Source organism: Micromonospora sp. II (assembly GCF_001709195.1).
GTDB classification, from domain to species: domain Bacteria; phylum Actinomycetota; class Actinomycetes; order Mycobacteriales; family Micromonosporaceae; genus Micromonospora; species Micromonospora chalcea.
The window spans coordinates 76312-102039 of the sequence record NZ_LYXF01000010.1 but is presented as its reverse complement, the minus strand read 5'-3'; the positions used below and the strand labels follow the sequence as shown (position 1 = coordinate 102039).

At 73.4% G+C, this 25728-nt stretch carries 22 protein-coding genes; 12 read left to right on the top strand and 10 right to left on the bottom strand.

Annotation, left to right across the window (positions count from 1 at the left end; translation table 11 throughout):
- Positions 1–9: 9 nt before the first annotated feature.
- Positions 10–1929, top strand: a complete 1920-nt coding sequence (locus A8711_RS06800) for a chorismate-binding protein (protein ID WP_069087742.1) — start codon at positions 10–12, stop codon at positions 1927–1929.
- Between the two features lie 69 nt (positions 1930–1998).
- On the opposite strand, the gene wrbA is transcribed toward A8711_RS06800, so the two are convergent.
- Positions 1999–2616, bottom strand: a complete 618-nt coding sequence (wrbA, locus tag A8711_RS06795; protein WP_043329810.1) for an NAD(P)H:quinone oxidoreductase — start codon at positions 2614–2616, stop codon at positions 1999–2001.
- A gap of 85 nt (positions 2617–2701) precedes the next feature.
- On the opposite strand from wrbA, the gene A8711_RS06790 reads away from it, so the two are divergent.
- Both A8711_RS06790 and A8711_RS06785 read left to right on the top strand, forming a co-directional pair.
- A complete protein-coding gene (locus A8711_RS06790; protein ID WP_043329807.1) occupies positions 2702–3193 on the top strand; it encodes a GNAT family N-acetyltransferase in 492 nt (163 codons plus the stop codon).
- 197 nt (positions 3194–3390) lie between these two features.
- Positions 3391–4494: a winged helix DNA-binding domain-containing protein gene (locus A8711_RS06785; RefSeq protein WP_069087741.1), complete on the top strand. Its 1104-nt coding sequence runs from the start codon at positions 3391–3393 to the stop codon at positions 4492–4494.
- A gap of 248 nt (positions 4495–4742) precedes the next feature.
- Here A8711_RS06785 and A8711_RS06780 read toward each other — a convergent pair whose 3' ends face one another.
- Genes A8711_RS06780 through A8711_RS06765 form a run of 4 tightly spaced genes read right to left on the bottom strand, consistent with a single transcriptional unit; the run spans position 4743 to position 9080 of the window.
- Positions 4743–5951, bottom strand: a complete 1209-nt coding sequence (locus tag A8711_RS06780) for an ABC transporter ATP-binding protein (RefSeq protein ID WP_069087740.1) — start codon at positions 5949–5951, stop codon at positions 4743–4745.
- Positions 5952–5960: 9 nt separating this feature from the next.
- Positions 5961–6797 carry a carbohydrate ABC transporter permease gene (locus A8711_RS06775; RefSeq protein ID WP_043329801.1) on the bottom strand — a complete coding sequence of 279 codons (837 nt, stop codon included), beginning with the start codon at positions 6795–6797 and terminating at the stop codon, positions 5961–5963.
- 1 nt (position 6798) lies between these two features.
- Positions 6799–7800, bottom strand: a complete 1002-nt coding sequence (locus A8711_RS06770; RefSeq protein WP_043329800.1) for a carbohydrate ABC transporter permease — start codon at positions 7798–7800, stop codon at positions 6799–6801.
- A complete protein-coding gene (locus A8711_RS06765; RefSeq protein ID WP_069087739.1) occupies positions 7797–9080 on the bottom strand; it encodes an ABC transporter substrate-binding protein in 1284 nt (427 codons plus the stop codon). Before A8711_RS06765 ends, A8711_RS06770 begins: the two co-directional genes overlap by 4 nt.
- Before the next feature lie 416 nt (positions 9081–9496).
- On the opposite strand from A8711_RS06765, the gene A8711_RS06760 reads away from it, so the two are divergent.
- The 3 genes from A8711_RS06760 (at position 9497) to A8711_RS06750 (ending at position 10605) form a co-directional block, all read left to right on the top strand.
- Positions 9497–9928: a hypothetical protein gene (locus A8711_RS06760; RefSeq protein ID WP_043329796.1), complete on the top strand. Its 432-nt coding sequence runs from the start codon at positions 9497–9499 to the stop codon at positions 9926–9928.
- A 47-nt stretch (positions 9929–9975) separates the two neighbouring features.
- The gene (locus tag A8711_RS06755; protein ID WP_030500352.1) at positions 9976–10251 is read left to right on the top strand and encodes a hypothetical protein; all 276 of its coding nucleotides are present in this window, start codon (positions 9976–9978) and stop codon (positions 10249–10251) included.
- 72 nt (positions 10252–10323) lie between these two features.
- Entirely contained in the window at positions 10324–10605 is a 282-nt protein-coding gene (locus A8711_RS06750) for an SCO0607 family lipoprotein (protein ID WP_223201390.1), read from the top strand.
- Positions 10606–10613: 8 nt separating this feature from the next.
- On the opposite strand, the gene A8711_RS06745 is transcribed toward A8711_RS06750, so the two are convergent.
- From A8711_RS06745 to A8711_RS06735, 3 genes are all read right to left on the bottom strand, one after another.
- Positions 10614–11306, bottom strand: a complete 693-nt coding sequence (locus A8711_RS06745; RefSeq protein ID WP_069087738.1) for a hypothetical protein — start codon at positions 11304–11306, stop codon at positions 10614–10616.
- Between the two features lie 387 nt (positions 11307–11693).
- On the bottom strand, positions 11694–12479 hold the full coding sequence (locus A8711_RS06740; RefSeq protein WP_069087737.1) for a DUF4184 family protein: 786 nt from the start codon (positions 12477–12479) through the stop codon (positions 11694–11696).
- Between the two features lie 21 nt (positions 12480–12500).
- Positions 12501–13199 (bottom strand): HAD family hydrolase, encoded by a 699-nt coding sequence (locus A8711_RS06735; protein WP_064445386.1) that lies wholly within the window; start codon positions 13197–13199, stop codon positions 12501–12503.
- A 136-nt stretch (positions 13200–13335) separates the two neighbouring features.
- Here A8711_RS06735 and A8711_RS06730 point away from each other — a divergent pair, with 136 nt between their 5' ends.
- The gene (locus tag A8711_RS06730) at positions 13336–14655 is read left to right on the top strand and encodes a hypothetical protein (protein WP_233607758.1); all 1320 of its coding nucleotides are present in this window, start codon (positions 13336–13338) and stop codon (positions 14653–14655) included.
- Positions 14656–14702: 47 nt separating this feature from the next.
- On the opposite strand, the gene A8711_RS06725 is transcribed toward A8711_RS06730, so the two are convergent.
- Positions 14703–17402 (bottom strand): glucosidase, encoded by a 2700-nt coding sequence (locus tag A8711_RS06725; protein WP_043329786.1) that lies wholly within the window; start codon positions 17400–17402, stop codon positions 14703–14705.
- 42 nt (positions 17403–17444) lie between these two features.
- Between A8711_RS06725 and A8711_RS06720 the strand changes: the two genes are divergently transcribed.
- From A8711_RS06720 to A8711_RS06705, 4 genes are all read left to right on the top strand, one after another.
- Positions 17445–19388 carry an amylo-alpha-1,6-glucosidase gene (locus A8711_RS06720; protein ID WP_069087736.1) on the top strand — a complete coding sequence of 648 codons (1944 nt, stop codon included), beginning with the start codon at positions 17445–17447 and terminating at the stop codon, positions 19386–19388.
- A 130-nt stretch (positions 19389–19518) separates the two neighbouring features.
- Entirely contained in the window at positions 19519–20844 is a 1326-nt protein-coding gene (locus A8711_RS06715; RefSeq protein WP_199495974.1) for a glycosyltransferase family 4 protein, read from the top strand.
- Between the two features lie 79 nt (positions 20845–20923).
- The gene (locus A8711_RS06710; RefSeq protein WP_069087734.1) at positions 20924–23209 is read left to right on the top strand and encodes a serine/threonine-protein kinase; all 2286 of its coding nucleotides are present in this window, start codon (positions 20924–20926) and stop codon (positions 23207–23209) included.
- 200 nt (positions 23210–23409) lie between these two features.
- On the top strand, positions 23410–24219 hold the full coding sequence (locus A8711_RS06705) for a metal-dependent hydrolase (RefSeq protein ID WP_043329783.1): 810 nt from the start codon (positions 23410–23412) through the stop codon (positions 24217–24219).
- Between the two features lies 1 nt (position 24220).
- On the opposite strand, the gene A8711_RS32385 is transcribed toward A8711_RS06705, so the two are convergent.
- The gene (locus tag A8711_RS32385) at positions 24221–24361 is read right to left on the bottom strand and encodes a hypothetical protein (RefSeq protein ID WP_157538970.1); all 141 of its coding nucleotides are present in this window, start codon (positions 24359–24361) and stop codon (positions 24221–24223) included.
- Between the two features lie 299 nt (positions 24362–24660).
- On the opposite strand from A8711_RS32385, the gene A8711_RS06700 reads away from it, so the two are divergent.
- On the top strand, positions 24661–25707 hold the full coding sequence (locus A8711_RS06700) for a LacI family DNA-binding transcriptional regulator (protein ID WP_043329782.1): 1047 nt from the start codon (positions 24661–24663) through the stop codon (positions 25705–25707).
- Positions 25708–25728: the final 21 nt, after the last annotated feature.

The window sequence follows — 25728 nt, the reverse complement described above, 5'->3', positions numbered from 1 at the left end:
GGAGACCCGATGACCCGCCCGTCCGACCCGCTCGCCGCCGTCGCGGCCGGCCACGACCCCGGCCCGTTCGCGCTCGTCCGCCGCGAGGGCGCCGACCACGTCGACCTGTTCACCGGTCCGGTACGCACCGCCGACCGGCTCGCCGACCTGCCGCTGCCCGACGACGGCGCCGGCCCGCGCACGCTGGCAGTGGTGCCGTTCCGGCAGGTCACCGAGCGTGGCTTCGAGTGCGTGGACGACGGCATGCCGCTGGAGTTCCTGACCGTCGAGGCGCACCGGCGGATACCACTGGCCGAGCTGCTCGGCGCGCTGCCCGACGCCGCCGTACGCACCACCGACGCCGGCTTCGACATCGCCGACGACGAGTACGCGGCGGTGGTGGACCGGGTGCTCGCCGACGAGATCGGCCGGGGTGAGGGCGCGAACTTCGTCATCCACCGCACCATGCGCGCCACGGTGCAGGGCGACCCACTTGCCGCGGCCCTGGCCGCGCTGCGCCGGCTGCTGCTGCGCGAGCGGGGCGCGTACTGGACGTTCCTGGTGCACACCGGCGCCCGGATCCTGGTCGGCGCCAGCCCGGAGCGGCACGTCAGCGTCGCCGACGGCCTGGTCGAGATGAACCCGATCAGCGGCACGTTCCGGCACCGGGGCGAGACCGTCGACCGGGCTGAGCTGCTGCGCTTCCTGCACGATCCGAAGGAGGTGGAGGAGCTGTACATGGTGCTGGACGAGGAGCTGAAGATGATGGCAGTGGTCGCCGAGCACGGCGGCCAGGTGGTCGGGCCGTACCTGAAGGAGATGGCGCACCTGGCGCACACCGAGTACCTGCTGGCCGGGCGCTGCTCCCGGGACGTGCGGGAGGTGCTGCGGGAGACCATGTTCGCCCCGACCGTGACCGGCAGCCCGATGGAGAACGCCTGCCGGGTCATCGCCCGGCACGAGCGCGCCGGCCGGCGCTACTACGCCGGGGTGCTCGCACTGCTCGGACGCGACGAGCAGGGCCGGCAGACGCTGGACGCGCCGATCCTGATCCGGACGGCCGAGATCTCGCCCGAGGGCGCGCTGCGGGTGCCGGTCGGCGCCACGCTGGTGCGGCACTCGACGACCGCCGGGGAGGTCGCCGAGACGCACGCGAAGGCGGCGGGCGTGCTGGCCGCGCTCGGTCTCGGCCCGGACGCGCCGGGCACCGGCGCCGAGCCGGCCGTCAGGTACGCCGACGACCCGGAGGTGCAGGCCGCGCTGGCCGCCCGCAACGCGCCGCTGGCCCGGTTCTGGCTGGAGCAGCGCCGGCCGGGCGCGCTGGCGCTGCGCGGGCTCGCCGGCCGGCGGGCGCTGATCGTCGACGGCGAGGACACGTTCACCGGCATGCTCGCCCACCAGCTCGGCGCGCTGGGGCTGGCGGTGACCCGGCGGGACTGGCCGGACCCGGGCCCGCTCGACGGGTACGACCTGGTGGTGGTCGGCCCCGGGCCGGGCGACCCGCGGGACCCGGACGCGCCGAAGATGGTGGCGCTGCGGGCGCTGCTGGCCGAGCTGCTCGCCTCCGGTCGGCCGACGCTCGCGGTGTGCCTGGGCCACCAGCTGCTCGCCGGGCTGCTGGGTCTGCCGCTGCACCGGCGGGACGCGCCGTACCAGGGGTTGCCGCGCGACGTGCCGGTGTTCGGGGTGACCCGCCGGGTCGGCTTCTACGCCAGCTTCACCGCCCGCGCCGACGCCGACCGGATGACCGGCCCGTACGGCCCGGTGGAGCTGTCCCGCGACCCGGCCGACGGCGCGGTGCACGCGCTGCGCGGGGCGGGTTTCGCCGGGGTGCAGTTCCACCCGGAGTCGGTGCTGAGCCAGGACGGCACCTCGGTCCTGGCGGATCTGCTCGGACATCTGCTCGACCGGCCCGCGCTGAGCGCGCATGGAGCGGCCGATCGCGGGTAGGGCGAGGGGCGACCGGTGGTCCGGACGGGTTCGAGAGCCCCCGTCCGGCCACCGGTCGCCATCCGCCGGTCAGCCGGCCATGCCCCGCTTCAGCGCGGCGCCCATGAGCGTGGCCCGCTTGGCGGTCAGCGCGGTGGCGGTCAGGGCCACGTGGTCCGGGGCCACCTCGCCGTTGTTGCTGGTGTGCGAGGCGCCGTACGGGTTGCCGGCGACGAACTGGCTCGGGTCGGTGTAGCCGGGGGTCACCACGATCCCGCCCCAGTGGTAGAAGATCGTGTACAGCGACAGCAGCGTCGCCTCCTGGCCGCCGTGCGAGGTGGCGGTCGAGGTGAAGCCGCTGTACACCTTGTCGGCGAGCGCGCCGGCCGCCCAGAGCGGGCCGGTGGTGTCGATGAACTGCTTGAGCTGTGCGGCGACCATGCCGTACCGGGTGGGCGAACCCATGATCACCACGTCGGCCCAGGAGAGGTCGTCCGGCTGGGCCTCCATCACGTCCTGGGTCTCCAGCCGGTGCGCCTGCCAGCCCGAGTTGGAGCGGATCGCCTCGTCGGGCGCCAGCTCACGCACCTTGCGCAGGCGCACCTCGGCACCGGCTTCCTCCGCCGCCTCGACTGCCGACTGCGCCATCTGGTAGGTGATGCCGGTCGCGCTGTAGTAGATCACCGCGACCTTGACCTGGCCATCCATCAGACGATCCCTCCTCGTTTGGGGTCAACTCCCGCGACTACCCGTTACTTGTCGCGTCAAACGGCGGGCGTGGCATGCTCGCCAGGTGGAGATCCGCACCGCCACCGCCGCCGACTGGCCACTGATCTGGCCGTTCCTGCGCGAGATCGTCGCGGCCGGCGAGACGTACACCTGGCCCCCGGACGTCACGCAGGAGCAGGCCCGGCGGCTCTGGATGCCGGGCCCACCGGCGCGGACGGTGGTCGCGGTGGCGCCGGACGGCGCGGTGCTCGGCTCGGCGAAGCTCGCGCCCAACCAGGGCGGCCCCGGCGACCACGTGGCGAACGCCTCGTTCATGGTCGCCCCGGCCGCCGCCGGGCACGGCGTCGGGCGGGCACTGGCCGGGCACGTGCTCGCCGCGGCCCGGGCCGACGGCTACCGGGCCATGCAGTTCAACGCGGTGGTGGCCACCAACACCCGGGCGGTCGCGCTGTGGCGGTCGCTGGGCTTCGCGGTGATCGGCCGGGTGCCGGAGGGCTTCCGGCACCCCACCCGGGGGTACGTCGACCTGCTCGTCATGCACCGGCGGCTCGACTGACCGAGGCTCAAGATTTGCGCAAGTTCCGCGCGAAAACGCTTTCCCGGCCCAGCTCAGCGAGGATCCTGGTCGGACCGGCGCCAGCCAAGTCGGCTGCCCCCGCGCCGGGAACCTGAACGGGGGATCGCGCTTCGTCGGCAGCGCGGCCGGCGCAGCGCGATCAGGGGCTGTCGGACCCCGGGCCTACGCTGACGCCCGTGACCGTTCGCCTCAGCCGCGCCGAGGCGCTCGCGCTACGGATGACCGGCCTGCTGCTGCGCCCGCACCCGACGGCCCGTCCCGAGGGCGTCGCCGACGTGGTCGAGTGGTTCGGCGCCATGCAGGCCCAGGACGCCGCGAGCGGGTTGTGGTCGCTCGGCGTACGCCTTCCCGGCGCCACCCAGAACGACGTCCGCGCGGCGCTGGAGCGGCGGGAGGCCCTGCGCACCTGGCCGATGCGCGGCACCGTGCACCTGGTGCCGGCGCGGGACGCGCGGTGGCTGCTGGAGCTGACCGGGGTGCGGACGCTCGCCGGCATCGCCTCGCGGTGGCGGCAGCTCGGGCTGACGGTCGCCGACGGTGAACGGGCCGGTGACGTGCTGGGTGCGGCGCTGGCCGGCGGCGGCCGGCTCACCCGCGCCGAGTGCCTGGCCGCGCTGCGCGCCGCCGGGCTGGACACGGATGGTCAACGCGGCTACCACCTGCTCTGGTACGCCAGCCAGCGCGGCGTCACCTGCATCGCCCCGCACGTCGGCAACGAACAGACGTTCGTGCTGCTCGACGAGTGGGCGCCCGATCCGCGCCGCCCGGAGCGCGACGAGGCGCTGGCGTTGCTGGCGCACCGCTATGTGCGCGGCCACGGCCCGGTGACCCGGCACGAGCTGGCCCGGTGGACCGGCCTCACCGTCACCGACGCGACCCGGGCGATCACGCTGGCCGGTGACCTGCTCGCCCCGGTCGAGGTCGACGGCGAGCCGGCGGTGGTCGACGCCGCGCTGCTCGACACGCCCCGCGCGCCCGTCGACGACGTGCACACGCTGCCCGGCTTCGACGAATACCTGCTCGGCTTCAAGGACCGGTCGCTGATGCTCGACCCGGCGCACGCCGCAGCGGTGGTCCCCGGCAACAACGGGATGTTCCGGTCGACCGTGGTGCGCGGCGGGCGCGTGGTCGGCACCTGGACGCGGACGATCGGCGCGCGGGCGGTGACAGTGACAGTGCACCAGCTCGTGCCGTTCGACGCCGCGCTGCGCACCCGGGTGGACGCCGCGCTGACGGGTTACGCCCGCTTCCTCGGCCTGGAGCTGCGTCACTCCTGGTGAGCGACGGCTCCCGCCGTTGCCCTACCTCATTCTCCTCTGCTGCCGAGCATCCCCTCTGCTCTGCGGCCATCGGCGCATCGGGTCGCCGCGCTCGTGCTCGGTGGAACGCCATGGGTGTCAAAACCGCGCCGAGACACCCGTGGCGTTCCACTCACGCCGATGGCCGACGACGGAGGGAGGGTGAGCTGGCCGGACAAGGCCGAAGGGCCGGCGGCACCGCGTGCCACCGGCCCTTCGCGCGTCCGGGGTCAGTCGGCCAGAGCGCCGGCCGAACGGCCCTCGTGCAGCGTCAGGTTACGGCCGCTGCCCGGGTCGAACAGGTGGATCTTCTCCAGGTTGAACCACACCCGGCGCGACTCGCCCTCGCGTACCGGGGACTCCGCCGACAGGCGGGTGACCAGGTTCGAGCCGCCGCCCGCGAAGTCCGCCGCGCCCGCGTCGGCGGCCAGCTCCTCCAGTTCGGCGGCGGTCGCCCGCTCCCCCTCGACGGTGAAGTAGACGTACTTGTCCGACCCCATCGACTCGACGATGTCCACCGGCGCCTCGAACTCCATGCCCCGGCGGCGGGTCTCGTCGTCGATCAACGCGGCGTCCTCGAAGTGCTCCGGCCGGATGCCGAGGATCAGCTCGCGGGGCGCGTCACCGGCCTCCAGCTCGCGGCGGACCCGCTCGCCGATCGGCACCTCTCCGAGCGCGGTCCGCAGCTTCCCGTCCTCCACCGCGGCGTGCACGAAGTTCATCGAGGGCGAACCGATGAACCCGGCGACGAAGAGGTTGCGCGGGTGGTCGTACAGCTCCTGCGGCGGGCCGACCTGCTGCACCGCGCCGCCGCGCATGATGACCACCCGGTCGCCGAGCGTCATCGCCTCGGTCTGGTCGTGGGTGACGTAGACGGTGGTGGTGCCGAGTTGCTTCTGCAGCCGCGACACCACGGTGCGCATCTGCACCCGCAGCTTGGCGTCCAGGTTCGACAGCGGCTCGTCCATCAGGAACGCCTTGGGCTGGCGGACGATCGCCCGGCCCATCGCCACCCGCTGCCGCTGGCCGCCGGAGAGGTTGGCCGGCTTGCGGTCCAGCAGCGCGGTCAGCTCCAGCACCTTCGCCGCCTCGTCGACCTTCTGGTTGATGGTCTCCTTGTCCAGCTTCGCCAGCCGCAGCGGGAACGCCATGTTCTCCCGAACGGTCATGTTCGGGTAGAGCGCGTACGACTGGAAGACCATGGCGATGTCGCGGTCGCGGGGCGCCTTGTCGTTGACCCGCTCGCCGCCGATGCGCAGCTCACCGGAGCTGATGTCCTCCAGCCCGGCGATCATGTTGAGCGTGGTGGACTTCCCGCAGCCGGACGGACCGACCAGGATCACGAACTCGCCGTCGGCGATCTCCAGGTCGACGTCCTGTACGGCGGTGGTCCCGTCCGGGAACCGCTTGCTCACCTTGTCCAGCACGATGTCGGCCATTGCTACCACCTATCCCTTGACTGCGCCGGAGGTCAGACCGGAGACGATGCGGCGCTGGAAGAAGAGCACGAACAGGATGATCGGCACGGTGATCACCACAGCGGCGGCGCAGATCGCCCCGGTGGGGTCCTCGAACTGCGACTCGCCGGTGAAGAACTGCAGCGCCACCGGGACCGTGCGGGACCGCTCGGTCGAGGTGAGCGTGATCGCGAACAGGAAGTCGTTCCAGCAGAAGATGAAGACCAGGATGGCGGTGGTGAACACGCCCGGCGCGGCCAGCGGCGCGATCACCCGCCGGAACGCCTGGGCCTGGGTGGCGCCGTCCATCTTCGCCGCCTTCTCCAGGTCCCACGGGATCTGCTTGAAGAAGGCCGACAGCGTGTAGATCGCCAGCGGCAACGCGAACGTGATGTAGGGCAGGATCAGACCCGGCCAGGTGTCGAACAGGCCGAGCTGCCGCTCGATCTCGAACAGCGGCGACACCAGCGACACCTGCGGGAACATCGCGATCAGCAGCGAGACGCCGACCAGCAGCTTCTTGCCGGGGAAGTCCAGGCGGGAGATCGCGTACGCGGCCATCGCCCCGAGCACCACCGCGATGGTGGTGGCGATCAGCGCGATGCCGATGGAGTTGATCAGGGCCCGGACGAACTGGTCGGTGTCGAAGATGGTCCGGTAGTTGTCCAGCGTCCACTCGCGCGGCCAGAACTTGCCGTCGGTGAGCGTGGCCGGGGTCTTGAACGACAGCGAGGCGATCCAGAGCACGGGGACCAGCGCGAAGACGACGACCACGACGTCCAGCAGGCCCCAGCGCACCTTCGCCCGCGTGGTGGATTCCACTGCCATGTCAGCGCCTCTCCCCATCGTCGCTGCCCGGGGCAGCGGTGCCGAACAGCTTCACGAACACGAAGGCGATGATCGCCACGGTGATGAAGATCAGCACCGACATCGTGGAGCCGATGCCGAGGTTCAGGCCCCGGATCAGGTTGTTGTAGGCGAGCATCGACACCGACGACGTCTCGTTGCCGCCGTTGGTGAGCACGAAGATGTTGTCGAAGACCCGGAACGCGTCGAGCGTGCGGAACAGCAGCGCGACCAGGATGGCCGGCTTCATCACCGGCAGCATCACCTTGGTGAACCGCTGCCACGCCGTCGCGCCGTCGGTGGAGGCCGCCTTGAGCAGGTCCTCCGGCACCAGCGCCAGCCCGGCCATCAGCAGCAGCGCCATGAACGGGGTGGTCTTCCAGATCTCCGCCAGCATGATGATCGCCAGCGAGCTGGCCCGCTCGGTGAGCGGGGCGCTGCCGTCGAACAGGTTCGCCAGGTAGCCGGTGCCGGGCGTCCAGGCGTACCGCCAGGAGAACGCCGCGACCACAGTGACGATGCCGTACGGGATCAGCGCGGCGGTGCGGACGATCCCCCGGCCGACGAGCGTCCGGTGCATGATCAGCGCCAGGCCCATGCCGAGCACCAGCTCGACCGCGACGGTGACCACGGTGATCAGGGCGGTCACCCCGAACGCGGTCCACCAGAAGTCGTTGGTGAGCACGGTGACGTAGTTCTCCAGCCCGACGAACTGCCGCTCGTCGGGGAAGCGCAGGTCGAAGCGTTGCAGCGACAACCAGACGGAGTACAGGATCGGGTACGCGGTGACCAGCACCATGACCAGCGCGGCCGGTGCGCACAGCAGCCAGCCGAGCCGCCGTTCGGCCCGCTTGTTCTCGCTCAGCGGGGCGCGGGAGCCGCGCCGCGACCGCTGCTGCGGCACTGCGGCGTGCCGGCCGCCGGGCTGCTCGGACTCGGCCTCGGCGGCGGCCTGCGCGCCGGCCGGGGTGGCGTTCACGCTCATGGCAGAACCCCCTTGGACTCCAGCGCGTCGGAGATCGCCTTGCGCAGCTCGTCGGCGGTCTGCTCGGGCCGGATCGCCGACGGCGGCGACAGGATCGCCGACATCACCGTGGAGATGCTCTGGTACGCCGGGGTCAGCGGTCGCACCGCCGGCTCCTTCAGCTCCTCCAGGATGGTCTCCTTCATCGGGTACGCCTCGGTCATCTCCGGGTCGTCGTAGACGGCCTCGATGGTGGGCGGCACGCCGTCGTTGACGGCGGAGAACTTCTGGTTCTCGGCGTTGCGCAGGCAGCGGGCCACCTCGAACGCCTCCTCCGGGTGCTTCGAGTAGCTGCTGACCGCCAGGTTGACCCCGCCGATGGTGACCTTGCTGGGGGTGCCCGGGTCGATGCCCGGCACCCGGGCCCACTTCACGTTCTTCGCCAGCTCCGGGTTGGCCTCCTGGAGCGCCGGATAGACGAACGGCCAGTTCACCTGGAACGCGCCCTTGCCGGCCTGGAACTCCAGCCGCACCGGGTCCTCCAGCGCGTTGCTGAACGACGGCGACGTCACGCCGGACGTAGCGAACTTCTTGAGCTGGTCGAGCGCGCGTACCGCGCCGGCGTCCATCTCCGCCTTCTTGCCGTCGTCACTGAGGATCTTGCCGCCGGCGCTCTCGGCGAGCGTGTTGTAGAGGACGACCAGGCCCTCGTACTGGGCGCCCATGGTGAGCACCTGGTACGGCTTGCCCTGCTCCTTGAGCTGCTGGGCGGCGGAGATCATCTCGTCCCAGGTCTTCGGCGGCTGCGACACCAGGTCCGACCGGTACCACAGCAGCTGCACGTTCGTGTTCTTGGGCGCGGCGTACAGCTTGTCCTCGTACCGGGCGGTGTCCAGCGGGCCGGCCAGCGTGCCCCGCTCCGCCTCGGCCTTGTCCTCGCCGGTCCACTCCCGGATCCACTTCGCGCTGGCGAACTCCTGGGTCCACGTGACGTCCAGGCCGAGCACGTCCATCCCGCTGTCCTGCGCGGCGAGCCGCCGCACCATCTGCACCCGCTGCTCGTCGGCCTCGCGCGGCAGCACCCGGTAGTCGATGCGGTACCGGCCCTGCGCCGCCGTGTTGCAGGCGTCGACGACCTTCTGCAGGTTCTGCTCCGGCGGGTAGTACAGGTTGATCGTGGGGACGCCGCCGTCGCCGCCGGATCCGCAGGCTGCCAGCGGGGCCACCAACGCGAGCGCGGCGGCTGCCGCCACCGCGCGTCCGGCCGGCCGTCGTGCGGCCGTGTCGGGGACTGTCGTCATCACCCTCCCCCTCTCTTCGGCGAAGAACCGGGGAGTGACCCGTGCCCCGGCGCACGGCGAGACGGCGGGGTTCTCGGTCCGATCACCGAACGCCCCGGGCGTGTCGTGCGGCTGAACGTGCCCGACCTGCGACGGAGCGAAACATCACGGACATGTGACGGTGACGGCGCGCACACCGTCGGCAGCGCGACGACGGGGCGCGGCCGACACGCCGTCCCACGTCGTGAAACGGCGAGGCTACCGAGCGTCAGCGGTCGTGCATTAGCGTGGGGCTGGCTCCGTAGCCGGCGCGTCGCCGTCGACGTCGATACGCCTCCGGCCGTCCCCCACTGCCCGCCCGATCGGTTGGTTCTGTCGGGAAAGTGCCGTCCGCTCGTTCCCCGGTTGGGCAGGATTCGCCCCGAGGAGGTGCCGTCGTGCAGGACACCCGCGCTCTCGCCCTGACGTTCGAGGTGAGCGGCCTGCCCCCGGTCAAGACCGAGGCCCTGTCCATCTTCGCCGCCGGGCACCGGCAGGCGACGAGAGTCCGTACCCTGCTCCAGGCCGCCTGCACGGCGGCCCAGCGCACCGGGTGGACGCCGCTCACCGGCCCGGTGGAGGTGGACCTCACCCTGCGGTGCCCGCCCGGGCACCGCACCTCCGACGCCAGCACGCTGCTGGGCGGCGTGTGCGCGGTGCTCCAGGACAAGAAGCGGGTCGCCAACATCGGTCTCGCCCACCTCGGGGTGCTGGTCGACGTCGCGCTCTGGTCCGACGACCGGCAGATCCGCCGGCTGTCGTACGTCGAGGAGCCGGCGGAGGAGTTCTCGTACCTGGTCCGGGTGTCGGCCGTACCGACGATGGTTTGACCGACGTTCGCGGTGGGGTACCGCGCACGCCGACGAAGGGAGCGCCGATGTCGGAGCCACATGTCACGCTCGACCCGAGCGGGCTTGACCCTGTGCAGCAGAAGCTGCGTGGCCCGCTGGAGGATCAGCTGACCTCGGCCCTGCAGGCCGCCGCGGACCGGGTCCGCTCCGGCTACGCGGGCGAGCCGGTGGAGGACGTGTGCCGCCGCCTGCTCGACGAGACCCGCTCCGGCCTGCACCCGGACATCGCGGCCGGCTTCCAGCCCGACATGGACGAGTTCTGCCGGGTGGCGGTGGCGATCGTGCGGGGCGAGCTGACCTGAGCCCGGGCCGCACCCTGGAATTGAGTACGCGTACCGATGGCGGGTCCGCCCGGGGCGACGACAATTCTCCCCGTGCGAACTCGAATCATGATCGTTCTTGCCGTGCTCGGACTGGCCGGGCTGATGGCGACCACCGGCTGTTCCCTGCGGCAGAGCATCTGCGGCAGCGACGAGTACCCGGTGATCGCGGTCGGCCCGCAGGGCGGTAGTTCCTGCGTGCCGGACGGGGAAGAGCCGTCCCCGCCGTATGTGCGCTACCCGGAGGGCAAGGTGCCGCAGCACGTCGACGACGAGTGGGACGTCTACTGGCGCACCCACGGCATCGACGAGAACAACAACATCATCGACCGCTGACGCCGACGTCAGCTGCGCCGCACGTCCACGGCCACGACGTGCGTACCGTCCGGGCGGGTGGACTCCCCCAGCCGCACCGGCAGGCGGCCGCCGTCCGGCGGCAGCAGGCCGAGCCCGAAACTGAGGTGCCCCTCGAAGTCGCCGGCCACCGCCCATCCGCGCAGCGTCGGGAAGCGGATCGCCGCCGGCGGCAGGTCCGCCGTTCCGCCGCCGCGCGCGTCGTGCGCCTGGGCCGGCTCGAACCGCACCGACAGGTACGCGGTACCGGGCAGCGCGACCGGCGCGCCCCGGCCCTCGGTCACCACCCGCGGCACATAGGCGACCTGATAGGACGGGGTGGGCCCGCGGAACGCGAAGGTGATCCGGCTGAAGCCCTCCGCCGGATGGTCGCCGACGTCCACCGCCACCAGGACCGGCAGCGGCTCCCCCGGCGGCGGCGTGACCGGCACCCGGACCCGGTGGGCGACCCGGGCCGGCTGACCGGGCACGGCCCAGCCCCAGGTGACACGCCACGAGCCGCCCGTCGAGGCCGCTTCGGTCGGCACGGGCGGGGTGGGCGTGGCCTCCGTCGCGGTCGCCGCGGGGGCCGCCGCGGCCGTCGGGGTGGGCGCCGTGGACGCGCCGTCGTGGCCGGTCGCCGTGCAGGCCGCCGCGAGCAGCACGACCAGGCCGGCGAGCAGCGGTACGCGCTGAGGAGTCATGACTCAGTGTCGCTCCGTGACCGGCCCGCGCACCAGAGGCGTCCCACCCGATTCCGGCGCCTGTTTCCGGGGCCGGACGGGTCAGGACCGGGTCCGCAACTCCCCGGCCCTGACCCCGGCCGTCCGGTTGGGTAGCGGTCTGCGCCGTGGGAACACGGCAGGCGTGGCACGACGCCGTTCGCCGGGCTCCGCGCGGCGAGCCGGTATGCCCGCACTCAGCTCCACGGTGCTCTTACCACCGGACTCCGGTGCGCCCCCGTCTCACCCCGACGAGGCGTGGACGCCGGCTCAGGTTAGGCGCGTACGCGCAGGCCGGACAAGCGATGACCGGTGGCCGCGCCTGTGATTGATGTCTATGCGGAATTGCGGCATGTCGGCGTAACGGGGTCAGCCGGTTTCGCGCTGTTCGACTTCGAGACGCGGACTGCGCCCGGCCTGCCTCGGCGGGACGCTCCGGGCCGCGGCGGCCCCGGCGACGAGCGCCAGCGCGGCCACGTGCAGCGCCCGTACGCCGGCCGGGGCGGCGACGTCCGCCGCCGGCAGCGCGGGCAGCAGCAGCGCGCCGAGCCCGGTGACCGCCAGCGCCACCCGCCAGAACACGGCCGGGTTCGCCGCCGGCAGCGGCGGCGCGACGCCCCGGGCCGGCTGTCCCCGGCGGGCCTCCCCCACGGCCAGGACGACCACCAGCAGCCCGCCGCCGAGCCCGGCCGTCACGTCCACGAACTGGTACCAGTACACGCCGGTCAGGGCGTGGAAGTCGGTGACGCCGAACAGCCGGGGCAGGCGCTCGCTGTGGCTGACCCGGTCCCACGCGACGTGACTGAACGCGCCGATGAGCGCCGAGCAGACCGACACCTGCCAGGGATGCCGCACCGCGGCCAGCGTCGCGTACCAGGGCCAGCCGAAGAACCGCCGTCCCGGCAGGTGCGCGACGACGCCGGCGACCACGCGGCGCGCCACCCAGGCGTACGCGAGCGCGACCGGCAGCCCCCACCAGAGCAGCCCGCCGAGCGTGTGTGTACGCATGCCGAGCGCCAGCGGCGTGCCGGTGAACAGGTACGCGGCGTCCGGCGCCACCGCACCGGCGCACAGCGCCACCCCGTCGAACCAGCGGGGCCGCCACAGCTTCAGCGGCAGCACCGGCGCCAGGTGCGACGGGAAGGTGAGTGGCACCTCCCGGACGTTACCGGCCGCCTAGAAGTGCTGGACCAGGTCGGGAAACGCCGCCAGCCGGATCACCTGGGAGTCGGACGGGTCCAGCTCGTCGTGCTCCAGGATCCAGGTGTTCTCGTTCGGGATGAAGACCGCGTTCATCCCGGCGGCCCGGGCGGGCAGGATGTCCGAGCGCGGGGAGTTGCCGATCATCCAGGCGGCGGCCGGGTCGAAGGCGTGCTCGCGGGCCAGCCAGCGGTACGTGTCGGCGTCCTTCTCCGGCACGATGTGCGCGGCGCGGAAGTGGTGCAGCAGCCCGCAGGCGTCCAGCTTGCGCTGCTGCTCCTCGCGCTCGCCCTTGGTCAGCAGCAGCAGCTCGTGCCGGCCGGCCAGGTCGTCGAGCGTCTCGGCCACCCCCGGCATCAGCTCGACCTGGTGCCCGATCAGAGCCGCCGCGAGCTGATCGATCTCGGCGCGCTCCCGGTCGGTGGCCGGACGCTCGCGCAGCTTCTCCAGGCACTCGCCGAGGCTGCGCAGGAAGACCTTGCTGCCGTAGCCGTGCGCGACGGCGTTGGCCCGCTCGATGTCGTCGAGCACCGCGCGGATGCGGGCCCGGTCCAGCGTGGGATGGTCGAGCCAGGTGAGGAAGTCGTCGATCACCCGCTCGAACAGGACGTTGTTCTCCCAGAGCGTGTCGTCGGCGTCGAAGACCAGCACGGCGGCATCCCGGCGCGGCGGCATGGGGTTCCCCTCCCTCACGGACCTCGCACACCGTACTGCCCGGTCGCCGGTCGGGCCACGCGGATTATCCGCTCGGCGGCCGGTTACCGGCGGCTACCCGACTGTGCGATTCCTGGTCGGACGGCATGCTTCGGCCATGACCATCTCACCCGACCATCCACCCGGGCGCCGGCGGCGCGCGGCCGTCGCGGTGGCCGCGACGCTCGCCGTGGCGGGCGCGGCGCTGCCGGGATCCCCGGCGCTCGCCGTCAACGCCGCACACACGACGGTCGTCGGCACCAACCCGGTCGACTGGACGCCGCACGCGCTGGACGGCACCGTGCACCGCATCCTCCAGATCGGCAACCGCGTGTACGTCGCCGGCACGTTCACCAAGGTGCGCAACGCCGGGCAGTCGGCCCAGCTGGCGATGCCCCGCCTGGTGGCGCTCGACGCGACCACCGGCCGGATCGACACCGCGTTCCGGCCGCAGGTGAACGGCGCGGTGAAGGCTCTCGCCGCCGCGCCGGACGGCCGCTCGCTCTACATCGGCGGCGCGTTCACCACTGTCAACGGCGCCGCGGCGTCCCGGCTGGCCCGGATCGACGCGGCCACCGGCGCGCGGGTCGCCGGTTTCACCACGCCGGCGCTGAACAACCAGGTCAACGACATGCGCCTGGTCGGCAACCGGCTGATCGTCGGCGGCGCGTTCCAGACCGTCGGCGGGGTGACCCGGCGCGCCCTGGCGGCGGTGAACGCCACCACCGGAGCCGCCGACCCGTCGGTCAACCTGAACCTGGCCGGTCCCCGCACGACCACCTCCGGCGCCACCGCGCCGGTGAAGATCGAGGCGCTGGACGTCTCCGCCGACGGCCGGCGGCTGGTGTTCGTCGGCGGCTTCAGCAGCGTCGCGGGCGTGGCGCGGCACCAGATCGCCGTCGCCGACCTGAGCGCGTCGGGCGCCACGCTCTCCGGCTGGGCCACCGACCGCTACCAGCCGCAGTGCGCGCGGACGATGCCGGTCTACATGCGCGGCGTCGACATCTCGCCGGACGGCACCTGGTTCGCGGTGGTCACCACCGGCGGCCCGTTCCCGGCCACGCTCTGCGACACCGCGGCGCGTTTCGAGTTCGGTGCGGCCACCGGCGGCAAGCAGCCCACCTGGGCCAACTACACCGGCGGCGACACGCTGCTGTCGGTGGCGGTGACCGGCGCGGCCGTCTACGTCGGGGGCCACCAGCGCTGGCTGGACAACCCGCAGGGCCGCAACTCGGCCGGTCCGGGCGCGGTGTCCCGGCCGGGCATCGGGGCGATCCACCCGGTCACCGGCAAGGCGCTGCCGTGGAACCCGACGAAGGACCGCGGGGTGGGCACCGGCGAGCTGTACGCCACCGACCGGGGCCTGTGGGTCGGCAGCGACACCGTGACGGTGGCCGGCGAGTACCACGCCCGGCTGGCGTTCCTGCCGCTGGCGTGACCGTGCGGGGCGCGGCGGGCTCTCCCGTCGCGCCCCCGCACACACGGTCAGCGGCGCAGCGTGAGGATCAGGTCGGCGACCAGCGCGGTCCACCCGGTCTGGTGCCAGGCGCCCAGCCCGGCGCCGTTGTCGCCGTGGAAGTACTCGGGGAAGCAGATCAGGTCGCGCCAGTCCGGGTGGGTCTGGAACAGCTGCGCGGCGCCGTAGATCGGCCGCCGTCCCCACCCGTCGCGGGTGAACAGCGAGATCAGCCGCGCGGACAGGTCGTCGGCGATCTCGTCGAGCGTCCGCTTGACCCCGGAGCGGGTCGGGTACTCGACCTGCAGGTCGTCGCCGAAGAACGCGGCGTAGTCGCGCAGCGCGCTGATCAGCAGGAAGTTCGTCGGCATCCAGATCGGGCCGCGCCAGTTGGAGTTGCCGCCGAACAGGCCGCTGGTCGACTCGGCCGGCTCGTAGCCGACGCTGAACTCCTGCCCGCCGAGCGTGACGGTGAACGGCTTGTCCAGGTGGGCGCGGGACAGCGTACGCAGCCCGTACTCGGAGAGGAACTCGTCGGTGTCGAGCATCCGGGCCAGCAGCCGCACCACCTGGTCCGGGGCGACCATCGACAGCAGCCGCTGCTGCCGGCCGTCGGGGCCGATCCGGCGGCCGCCGATCACCTCGGCGTACTCCGGGCGGTTGGTGAGGAACCAGCGCAGCCGCGCGCCCAGCTCGGGCAGGCGGCGCATGGTACGGGCGGTGAGCCGGGTGACGGCTGCGAGCGGCAGCAGCCCGACCACCGAGCGGACCTTCAGCGGCACCTTCGTGCCGTCGGCCAGGCGCAGCACGTCGTAGAAGAACGCGTCCTCGGCGTCCCAGAGCCCCTGGTGGTACGCCGCCGCGGCGATGTACGCGAAGTGCTCGAAGAACTTGGTGGCGGTGTCGGTGTACGCGCGGTCGTGCTCGGCCAGCACGATCGCCATGTCGAGCAGGTTGAGCGCGTACATGGCCATCCAGCCGGTGCCGTCGGACTGCTCCAGCACCCCGGCGACCGGCAGCGCGGCCGAGCGGTCGAACGGGCCGACGTTGTCCAGCCCGAGGAAGCCGCCCTCGAAGACGTTGTTGCCGCCGGTGTCCTTGCGGTTGACCCACCAGGTGAAGTTGAGCAGCAGCTTGTGCATGACCCGGGCGAGGAACTCGTGGTCGCGGGAGCCGTCGATCTCGAAGACCTTCAGCGCCGCCCAGGCGTGCACCGGCGGGTTCACGTCCCCGAACGCCCACTCGTACGCCGGGATCTGCCCGTTGGGGTGCAGGTACCACTCGCGCAGCAGCAGGAGGACCTGTTCCTTGGCGAAGCCCGGGTCGACCCGGGCGATGGTGACGCAGTGGAAGGCCAGGTCCCATGCGGCGTACCAGGGATATTCCCACGGGTCCGGCATGGAGATCACGTCGAAGCTGTTCATGTGCCACCAGGCGCTGTTGCGCCCGTGCCGGCGGCCGGCGGGCGGCGTGGAGCCGGGGTCGCCGGTGAGCCAGCGCTCGACGTCGAAGTGGTAGAACTGCTTGCCCCACATCAGCCCGGCGATGGCCTGGCGGGCGACCAGCGCCTCGTCGGCGGTGGCGGCGGCCGGGATCACGCTGTCGAAGAACCGGTTCGCCTCGGCCCGGCGTGCCCAGAGCACGGCGTCGAACCCGTCACCGAGGTCGGCCGGGGCGGGCGGCGCGGCCGCCGGGGGCGGCGCGGTACGGGTCAGCCGCAGCCGGATCTGCCGCTGCTCGCCGGCCGGCACGTCGAGCACGTAGTGCAGCGCGCCCTTGGTGCCGGTGCGCTCCGGGTTGACGGTGGCGGCGCCGTTGACCACGTGGTCGTTGATGCCGTCCTTGGGGTACGCGGACCGCCCCGGCAGCCCCCACAGCCGCTCGGCGTTCGTGTCGTTGTCGCACAGCAGCGGCACCGGGTCGCCGTCGCCTTCCAGCAGCAGCTGCCCGAGCACCCAGTGCTCACCGACGAGCCGGGAACCCGTGCCGACCAGCTTCGGCACCCGGTCGGCGCCGGGCAGCCCCCACGCCCAGGTGTTGCGGAACCAGAGCGTGGGCAGCACGTGCAGCGTCTCGTCGGTGTCGGCCCGGTTCGCCACGGTGATCACCACGCACATGTCGGTCGGGGACGCCTTGGCGTAGTCGACGGTGACCGCCCAGTACCTGTCGTCGTCGAAGATGCCGGTGTCGACCAGCTCGTACTCGGTGTCGTCCCGGCCGCGCAGCGCGTTCACCGCGACCAGCTCGTCGTACGGGAAGGCGGCCTGCGGGTAGTGGTAGCGCCAGCGCATGAAGGAGTGCGTGGGGGTGCTGTCGAGGTACCACCAGTAGTCCTTGGCGTCCTCGCCGTGGTTGCCGCCGTCGCCGCCGAGGCCGAACATCCGCTCCTTGAGGATCGGGTCGCGCCCGTTCCACAGCGCCAGGGCGAAGCAGAACGTCTGCCGGTCGTCGCAGACGCCCGCCATGCCGTCCTCGTTCCACCGGTAGGCTCGGGACCGCGCGTGATCGTGGGGGAAGTAGTCCCAGGCCGTGCCGTGCTCGCTGTAGTCCTCACGTACCGTGCCCCACGCCCGCTCGGACAGATAGGGGCCCCATGCGCGCCAGTCCTGCTCCCCGGCGTCGGCCTGGGCGAGCCGGTGCCGCTCGGGGTCGGGGGACGCGGAGGTCGACCGGTCGGTGATCACTGGCACATCTTCGACGCCGCCGGGGTACTTCTCCACAGCGGCCATTGTCGCCGTGGCATGTCACACCTCGCTGCCGGTGGAGGAAAGTTGATCGACATCCGTTTCGGGCCGCGCGTCTGCGGTGAGCTGTCCGCCGCCGCCACGCGGGAATGGCTGGTCACCGACGGCCTCGGCGGATACGCCATGGGCACCGTCGCCGGGCTGCGTACCCGCCGGTATCACGGGCTGCTCGTGGTGGCCGGCGACACGCCCGCGTCCCGAAAGGTGGGACTGGCGAGCCTCGACCCGGCGGTGACGCTGCCGTCGGGGCGGCAGGTCCGCCTCGGCGCGCACGAGTGGTCCTCCGGCGTGGTCGACCCGCGCGGCTTCGAGCTGCTGGAGCGCTTCGACCTCACCGACGGGGTGCCGCGCTGGCGGTGGCGCGTCGGCGACGTGGTGATCGAACGGGAGATCGCCATGACGTACGGCCGCTCGTGCGTCGCCGTCGTACACCGGTTGATCTCCGGCGGCCCGGTGCGGCTCGACCTCGCGGCGGCGTGCACCTGGCGCGACGCTCACGGCGAGCGGCGCGCCGACGGTCCGGCGCCCCGGCTGGAGGCGGCGGCCGGCGGCGCGGTGATCGACGGCGCGTACCGGCTCGCCGGGCCGGACTGGACCCCGGAGGGCCAGTGGTGGCACGGGGTACGCCACCGGACCGAGGCCGAGCGCGGCCTGCACCCGGACGAGGACCTCTGGTACGCGGGCCGGTTCACCGGCGCGCTGGACGAGCCCGGCGCGACGGTGTCGGTGCTGGCCTGGGCGGGCGACCTGGCCGAGGAGCCGCCCCCGGCGACAGCGGTGGTCGAGTCGACCCGGCGGCGCAACCGGGCCGTGACGGCGGCGGCGAAGCCCGGCGACGCGGTCGAGGCGACGCTCGCGCTCGCCGCCGACGCGTTCGTGGTACGCACCGCCACCGGCCCGGACGTGGTCGCCGGCTACCCGTGGTTCGGGGCCTGGTCGCGCGACACGATGATCTCCTACGAGGGCCTGTTCCTGTGCACGAACCGGGCCGACGAGGGCCGGGACCTGCTGCGGGCGTACGCGGCGACGCTGTCCGAGGGGATGCTGGCGAACACCGCCGACACCGGCCGGGTCGAGCACAACACCGTCGACGGCACGCTGTGGTTCCTGCACGCGGTCAGCCGGCACGTCACCGTCACCGGCGACACCGACCTCGGCGACGAGCTGCTGCCCGCGCTGCACGGTGTGGTCGAGGCGCACGTGGCGGGCACCCGGTACGGCATCGGCGTCGACCCGGCCGACGGGCTGCTGACCCAGGGCGGCCCGCCGGACGTCGCGCTCACCTGGATGGACGCCCGGGTGTACGGGGTGCCGGTGACCCCGCGTACCGGCAAGCCGGTCGAGGTGAACGCGCTGTGGATCAACGGGCTGGCCGGGCTCGTCGAGCTGACCGAGCTGGCCGGACGCGACGCCTCGGCGCTGCACGCGCTGCACCGGCGGGCCGCCGCCGCGTTCCGGGAGCGGTTCCCCGCCCCGGCCGGCTGGCTGTACGACGTGGTGGACGCCCCGGCGCCGGCGTACCCGCTGGGCGGGGCCACGCACCACGACGACGACCTGCTGCGCCCCAACCAGCTGCTCGCCTGGTCGCTGCCGTACGCGCCGCTGGAGCCGGACGAGGCCACGCTGCGCCGGATCACCGAGGCGCTGTTCACCCCGCTCGGCCCGCGCAGCCTCGCCCCGGGCTCCCCCGGCTGGACCGGACGGCACCGGGGCGGGCCGGCCGAGCGGGACTCCGCCTACCACCAGGGCACCGTGTGGCCGTGGCTGACCGGTCCGCTGCTGGACGCGTACCGCCGGGCCGGGCTGCCCACCGACGACCTGCTGGTCGGCCTGGAGGGCCACCTCGCCGAGGACGGCCTGGGCTCGGTGAGCGAGACCGCCGACGGCGACGCCCCGCACGCGGCCACCGGCTGCCCGTTCCAGGCGTGGTCGGTGGCCGAGCTGCTGCGCGCGCGGCGGACACGCCGGTAACGCGTTACAGACCGGCAACCGGCGCGTCGCCGCCGGTTATCGACCCCTCGGCAGGATGGGTGCCGACCCCACCGGACACCGCGGCGACGCCGCCGCCGGGGTGGGGACGCCACAACTCAAAGGGGGCCGCGTGTCAGCTGACGCCGAAGTGATCGACATCCAGCCCGCCCGGCGCCTGCGGGTGCTGCTGCTCTCCTGGGAGTACCCGCCGGTGCTCGTCGGTGGCCTCGGCCGCCACGTCCACGCGCTGTCCGTCGCGCTGGCCGCCGCCGGGCACGAGGTCACAGTCGTCACCCGCCACGCCGAGGGCGCCCCGCTGGAGGAGTACGCCGAGGGCGTGCGCGTCGTCCGCGCCGCCGAGGATCCGGTCCGGTTCCCGCTCGCCACCGGCTCGCTGCTGGCCTGGACCATGGCGTTCAACCACACGCTGACGCGGGCCGCGCTGCGCGCCGCCTCCTCCGGCGCCTACGACGTGATCCACGCCCACGACTGGCTCGTCGCGCACACCGCCGTCACGCTTGCCGAACACCTGGACGTGCCGCTGGTGACCACCATCCACGCCACCGAGGCCGGGCGGCACCAGGGCTGGCTGCCGGAGGAGATGAACCGCACCATCCACGGCGTCGAGCACTGGCTGAGCAACGCCTCCGGGCGGGTGATCGCCTGCTCCGGGTACATGCGCGAGCAGGTCGCCCGGCTGTTCGGCGTACCGTCCGGGCGCATCGACGTGGTCGCCAACGGCGTCGACGACCGGGCCTGGCGGGCCCGGCCGCAGGCGGTCGCCTCCGCCCGGGCCCGCTTCGCCGCGGACGGGCCGCTGGTCGGGTACGCCGGCCGCCTGGTCTACGAGAAGGGCGTGCAGCACCTGGTGCACGCGGTGCCGCGCCTGGCCGACCGGCACCCCGGCCTGCGCGTGGTGATCGCCGGGGACGGGCCGTACAAGGACGAGCTGGTCGACCAGGCGCGGCGGCTGCGGCTGGGCGACACGGTCCGGTTCGCCGGCTTCATGGACTCCACCCAGCTGCCCGCGGTGCTCGCCGCCACCGACGCCACCGTGATCCCCAGCCTCTACGAGCCGTTCGGCATGATCGCGCTGGAGGCGGCGGCCGCCGGCGCGCCGCTGGCGGTGGCGCGTACCGGCGGGCTGGCCGAGATCGTCGAGCCGGGGGTGACCGGGGTGACGTTCCCGCACGGCGACCCGGACGCGCTGGCCGGCGCCGTGGACCGGCTGCTCGCCGACGAGGTGTTCGCCCGCCGGGTGGCGCGCCGGGCCCGGACCATGGTCACGCAGCGGTACGCCTGGTCCGCGATCGCCGCCCGCACCGCGGGCAGCTACGCCGCCGCGCGCCGCGACCACGACGGGTTCCAGGCCCGCCGGGCAACCGCCCTGCTGGCCCGGGACCGGTCCGCGATCACCATTCCGGAAGGGAATCTGCTCGCCGGTACGGCCAGTTAGGGCATGACGTCTCGCCGTGCGATAGGTACCGTCCGATCCGTTGGCTATTGTGGACCACTGACCAGCGGTGAGGAGTGCGGTGCGGGACGTAGTGATCGCCGGACGGTACCGCCTGCTCGACCTGGTCGGCCGGGGCGGGATGGGCCAGGTCTGGCGGGCGCGCGACGAGGAGCTGCATCGCGAGGTCGCGGTGAAGCAGGTCGTGCCGCCGAACTGGCTCGCCGAGAACGAGCGGGACGAGCTGCGCGCCCGTACGCTGCGCGAAGCGCGGACGTCCGCGCGGCTCAACCATCCCAACGTGGTCCGCGTCTACGACGTGGTCCGGGTCGAGGGCGACCCCTGGCTGGTCATGGAGTACGTCCCGTCCCGCTCCCTCCAGGAGATCATCGAGACCGACGGGCCGCTGCCGCCCGGGCGGGCCGCCGAGATCGGGCTGGCGGTGCTCGCCGGGCTGCGCGCCGCGCACGACGCCGGGGTGCTGCACCGGGACGTGAAACCCGCGAACGTGCTGCTCGCCCGGGACGGCCGGGTGCTGCTCACCGACTTCGGGCTGGCCGTGTTCCAGGGCGGCGACGGCGCCATGACCCGCCCCGGCCTGGTCCTCGGCTCCCCCCAGTACGTGGCGCCGGAGCGGGCCGCCGAGGGCGTGTCCAGCGTCGAGGCGGACATGTGGTCGCTCGGCGCCACGCTGCACGCCGCCGTGGAGGGCCGCTCGCCGTACGCCCGCAGCACCGCCATGGCCACGCTCGCCGCGCTCGCCACCCGGCCGCCCGACCCGGCGCCGCACGCCGGCCCGCTGACGCCGGTGCTGGCCGGGCTGCTGCGGCGAGACCCGCGCGCCCGGCTCGGCCACCACGAGACCGCCCGCCTGCTCGGCGTGGCCGCGGTGTCGGACGCCGACGCGACGGCGGCCGGCGGGTCCGCGGGCCGGTCCGCCGTACCGTCCGATCGGCCGGCCGCCGGGCGCGAGGGCGACGCTCGGGGACGTCCCCCGGGCGCGGGCGCCGGTGACGAGCCGGCGGCTGCGGCGGCGGGCGTCGTGTACCCGGACCTGATGCCGCCGGCCGCCGCCGCCCGCGCCTGGAGCCGGGCGGCGAAGCGCAGCGAGTGGGCGCCGCCCCCCGAGGGTGACCGGGCGCCACCGCCGGGCGGTCCGTCCGACTCCGCCGACCTGCCGGAGCGCTCCGGCGAGTCCGGCCGGTCCGGCCCTTCCGGCACGGCCGCCCGCTCCGGCCGGCCCGCGCCGCGCGACGGCGCCGAGCGGTCCGGCCCCGTGGGCTCGGCGGACCGACCCGAGCCACCGCCGCGCCCCCGCCCGGAGCCGCCGCAGCGGGACCGGTCCGACGAATTGAAGCGGGCGGAGTCCCCCGCGACCACGCCGGCGGAGCCGCCCCGGGCGGCCCCGGACCGCTCGGGTCCGGTCAGCCTCGGCCCGACGGTCCTCACCAGCTTCGTCGACCCGGGGAGCCCGACCGGCCCCGAGTCCGCGCCCCGCGCCGACGCGCTGAGCCCGGTGCGCATCCCCGGCCCGGACGCGGCGCCGGTCGCCCGCCCGGCCCCGGTCGCCCACAGCGGCCCCGCCGACAGCGGTGCGCTGCGGGCCGGCCCGCCCCCGCCCACCGGCGTTCCGCGCCCCCCGGACCGGCCGCTCGACGCCGAGGATCAGAAGCGGCTGCGACGCTGGGGGCTCGCCGTGGGCGCGGTGCTGCTCGCCGTGGCGACCGGCGTCGGCACCGCGCTGGCGGTCACCGACGGCGCCGACGAGCATCCGGAGGCGCGCCGGTCCGGCGAGGCCGTCGCCCGGCCCTGGGATCATCAGCCCGGCGGCCCGGGCGTGCCCCCTCCCCCGTTCCCCTGCGTCCGGCCGGACGTGACGGGCACGCCGGTCCGCAAGGGCCCACCTCCCGAGGACCCGGCGGTGAACGTGCCGGCCGGCTGGGTCTGGCCCGCCGACACCGGCGGCTTCCACATCGCCCTGCCCGCCGGGTGGCTGCAGCTGCGCTCCGGCGACACGACCTGCTTCCAGGACCCGGCCACCCGGCGCATCCTCGGCGTCGAGCCGTATCCGGGTGGGGATCCGGTGGGCCGGCTGCGCTCGTCCGAGCGGGATCTGACCTCCGCCGGTCGGCTGCCGCAGTACGAGAAGATCCGGCTGGCCGCCGACGGTCCGGGCGCGGAGTGGGAGTGCCGGTGGACCGCGCCGTATGGCGAGCGGATGCGTGCGTTGCGCGTACTGCCCGGTCAGCGGGCCGGGTGGACGCTCGGGCTGACCACGTCCGACGCCGACTGGGCGGACGCGTCGAAGCAGTTCGCGGTCATCCGGGCGAGCCTCGGCACGGTCCGGCCCACCCGTACCGCGGGCTGAGCCGCACCCCGTCCCATCACCGACAGTCGGCGTGGCGCCGGCTGCCCGGCCCGCCATAATTCCGGGTGGCACTGGTACGCCGTCGCGCGTCCGCGGCACCCCTTCCCCAGTGGACCGTCCGGCTGATGCCCCGCTGTCGCACGGGCTGACTACAGTGGCGTAGTTTCGTGGATCAAGATCTTCGGGAAGGGCGAGCCGAGATGATGGGACCGTCCCACGCGCTCTCGGGCGCGGCGGTGTGGCTGACCGGCTCCTGGGCCATGGCCCAGTTCGCGGACTACCACCAGACACCGCTGGCGCTGGCGGTGGGCACTGCGGTCTGCGCGGGCGGTGCGCTCTTCCCCGACCTCGACCTGTCCGGGAAGGTCACCCGCAACCAGGGCGGCGCCACCGTGGCCCGTACGTTCGGCGTGGTCAGCCTCTTCGTCGCCGAGGTGGTGGAGAAGATCTCACTCGGCGTCTACTACGCCACCAAGCTCAGCAAGGATCCGCGCCGCAACAACGGGCACCGCACGCTCACCCACACCATCCCGTTCACCGTGCTCGTCGGCTGGGGCACCACCGCGCTCTGCGCCCACTACGGCAAGTGGGCCGTCGTCGGAATCCTCTTCTTCATGATCGGCCTGGCGCTGCGCGGGCTGTTCGACAAGTGGGCCGAGCGCGCGGGCTGGGTGGTGGTCACGCTGGTGTCCGCCGCCGCGGCCTGGTTCACGTTCGCCAACCTGCCCGGCGACCGGGGCTATCCGATGATCGGCCTCGCCGTCGGCGTGGGCTGTTTCGTGCACATCCTCGGCGACATGATCACCCGGGCCGGGGTGCCGATCCTGTGGCCCATCCCGATCAAACGCCGGATGTGGACGATGATCGGCCTGCCCAACAAGATCGCTCTGCGTACCGGCAGCAAGGCCGAGACGGTGGTGCTGCGCACCGCGATGACGATCCTGTCCGTCCTGGCCGCGGTGGGGCTGGTCGCGCCCTCGGTGCTGCAGCGCTTCGACATCCAGGTGTAGGTCAGCCCGCCTCGGCGCGTACCGGGCGGGCGGTGGCCGCCCGGGCCCGGATCAGCCGGGCCGTCCAGCCCACGCCGCGACGGCGCCACGACCGTCCGATGAGAACGGTAATGCCCGGGGTGGCGGCGGGCAGAGGCCGCACCCGGCATCACCCTGGGTAGGGAAGCAAGCGTCGTCGATCATCCGTGCGGACGATCGACGACACGCTAATGCGCATTAGCGCGGAGGTCCGCCTACTGTCGCGCGCCCGGTCGGCCCTTGTCAAGATTCCCGCCCGATCAACCGCAGGGCAGCGGCGGGCACGGTTGCTAATCCGCATTACATCAGGGAGTTCATCGAACGGAAATCTTCCGGCCACCCCTTGACAGGACGCCGGGAGAGCAGAGAGGCTCCATCCCGACCCGATCGCTAATACGCATTAGCGGAAGTGGAAGGACCGACGTGACCCCTCCCCCCAGGCGTGTCACCCAGCGTGACATCGCACGCATGGCCGGCGTCAGCCAGGCGACCGTGTCGCTGGTGCTCAACAACCGCACCGACGCCGACGTCCGGATCGCGCCGGAGACACGGGACCGGGTCTTGCAGGTCATCGCCGAGACGGGATACGCCGCCGACCCGGCCGCCCGCCGCCTCGCCTCCGGGTTCAACCGGATCATCGGCGTCTTCACCTACGAGCCGGCCTTCCCCAGCGGCAGCCGGGACTTCTTCCACCCGTTCCTGCTCGGCATCGAGGAGTACGCCGAACGGGTCGGCTGCGACCTGCTGCTGTTCACCAGCGCCCCGGTGGTGGACGGCCGGCGGCGCATCTTCCACCAGGACAACCGGCTGCGGCTGGCCGACGGCTGCATCCTGCTCGGCCGGGAGATCGACGGCGCGGAGCTGCTCCGGCTCAACCGCGACGGGTTCCCCTACGTCGCCGTCGGGCGCCGCGACGACGCCGGCGGCCCGGTGCCCTACGTCGGCGCCGACTACGCCAGCGCGGTCCACCGGCTGGCCGAGCGGGCGGTGGAGCTGGGGCACCGGCGCCTGACGTACGTGGGCATGGGCACCTCGGCCGAGTCCTCGCACGACCGGCGCAGCGGTTTCCACGCCGGCGCGGCCGGCGCGGACAGCGCCCGCCAGATCACCGCGACGGCGGAGACCGCCGACGCCACAGTGGACGACCTGCGGGCCGACGGCAGCACCGTCGCCTTCGTGGAGGACTTCGCCACCGCCGTGGCGCTGGAGGCGTCCGCCCGCCGCAAGGGGCTGACGGTGCCCGGTGACCTGTCCGTCGTGACCCTCGGCGACCCGACCGTCCCGGTGCCCACGGACATCACGTTCACCGGGTTCCGCATCCCGCGCGAGGAGATGGGCCGCCAGGCCGTCGAGGTGTTGACCGGCGTCATCGACGGCAGCGCCGGCGGCCTCCAGCAACGGCTCCTGCCCTGCGAACTCGTCGAGGGCGACACCCTCGGCGTCCCTGGATCGGCGGCCGACCGGCGCTGACACGCCCGGCCGCGCAACTGG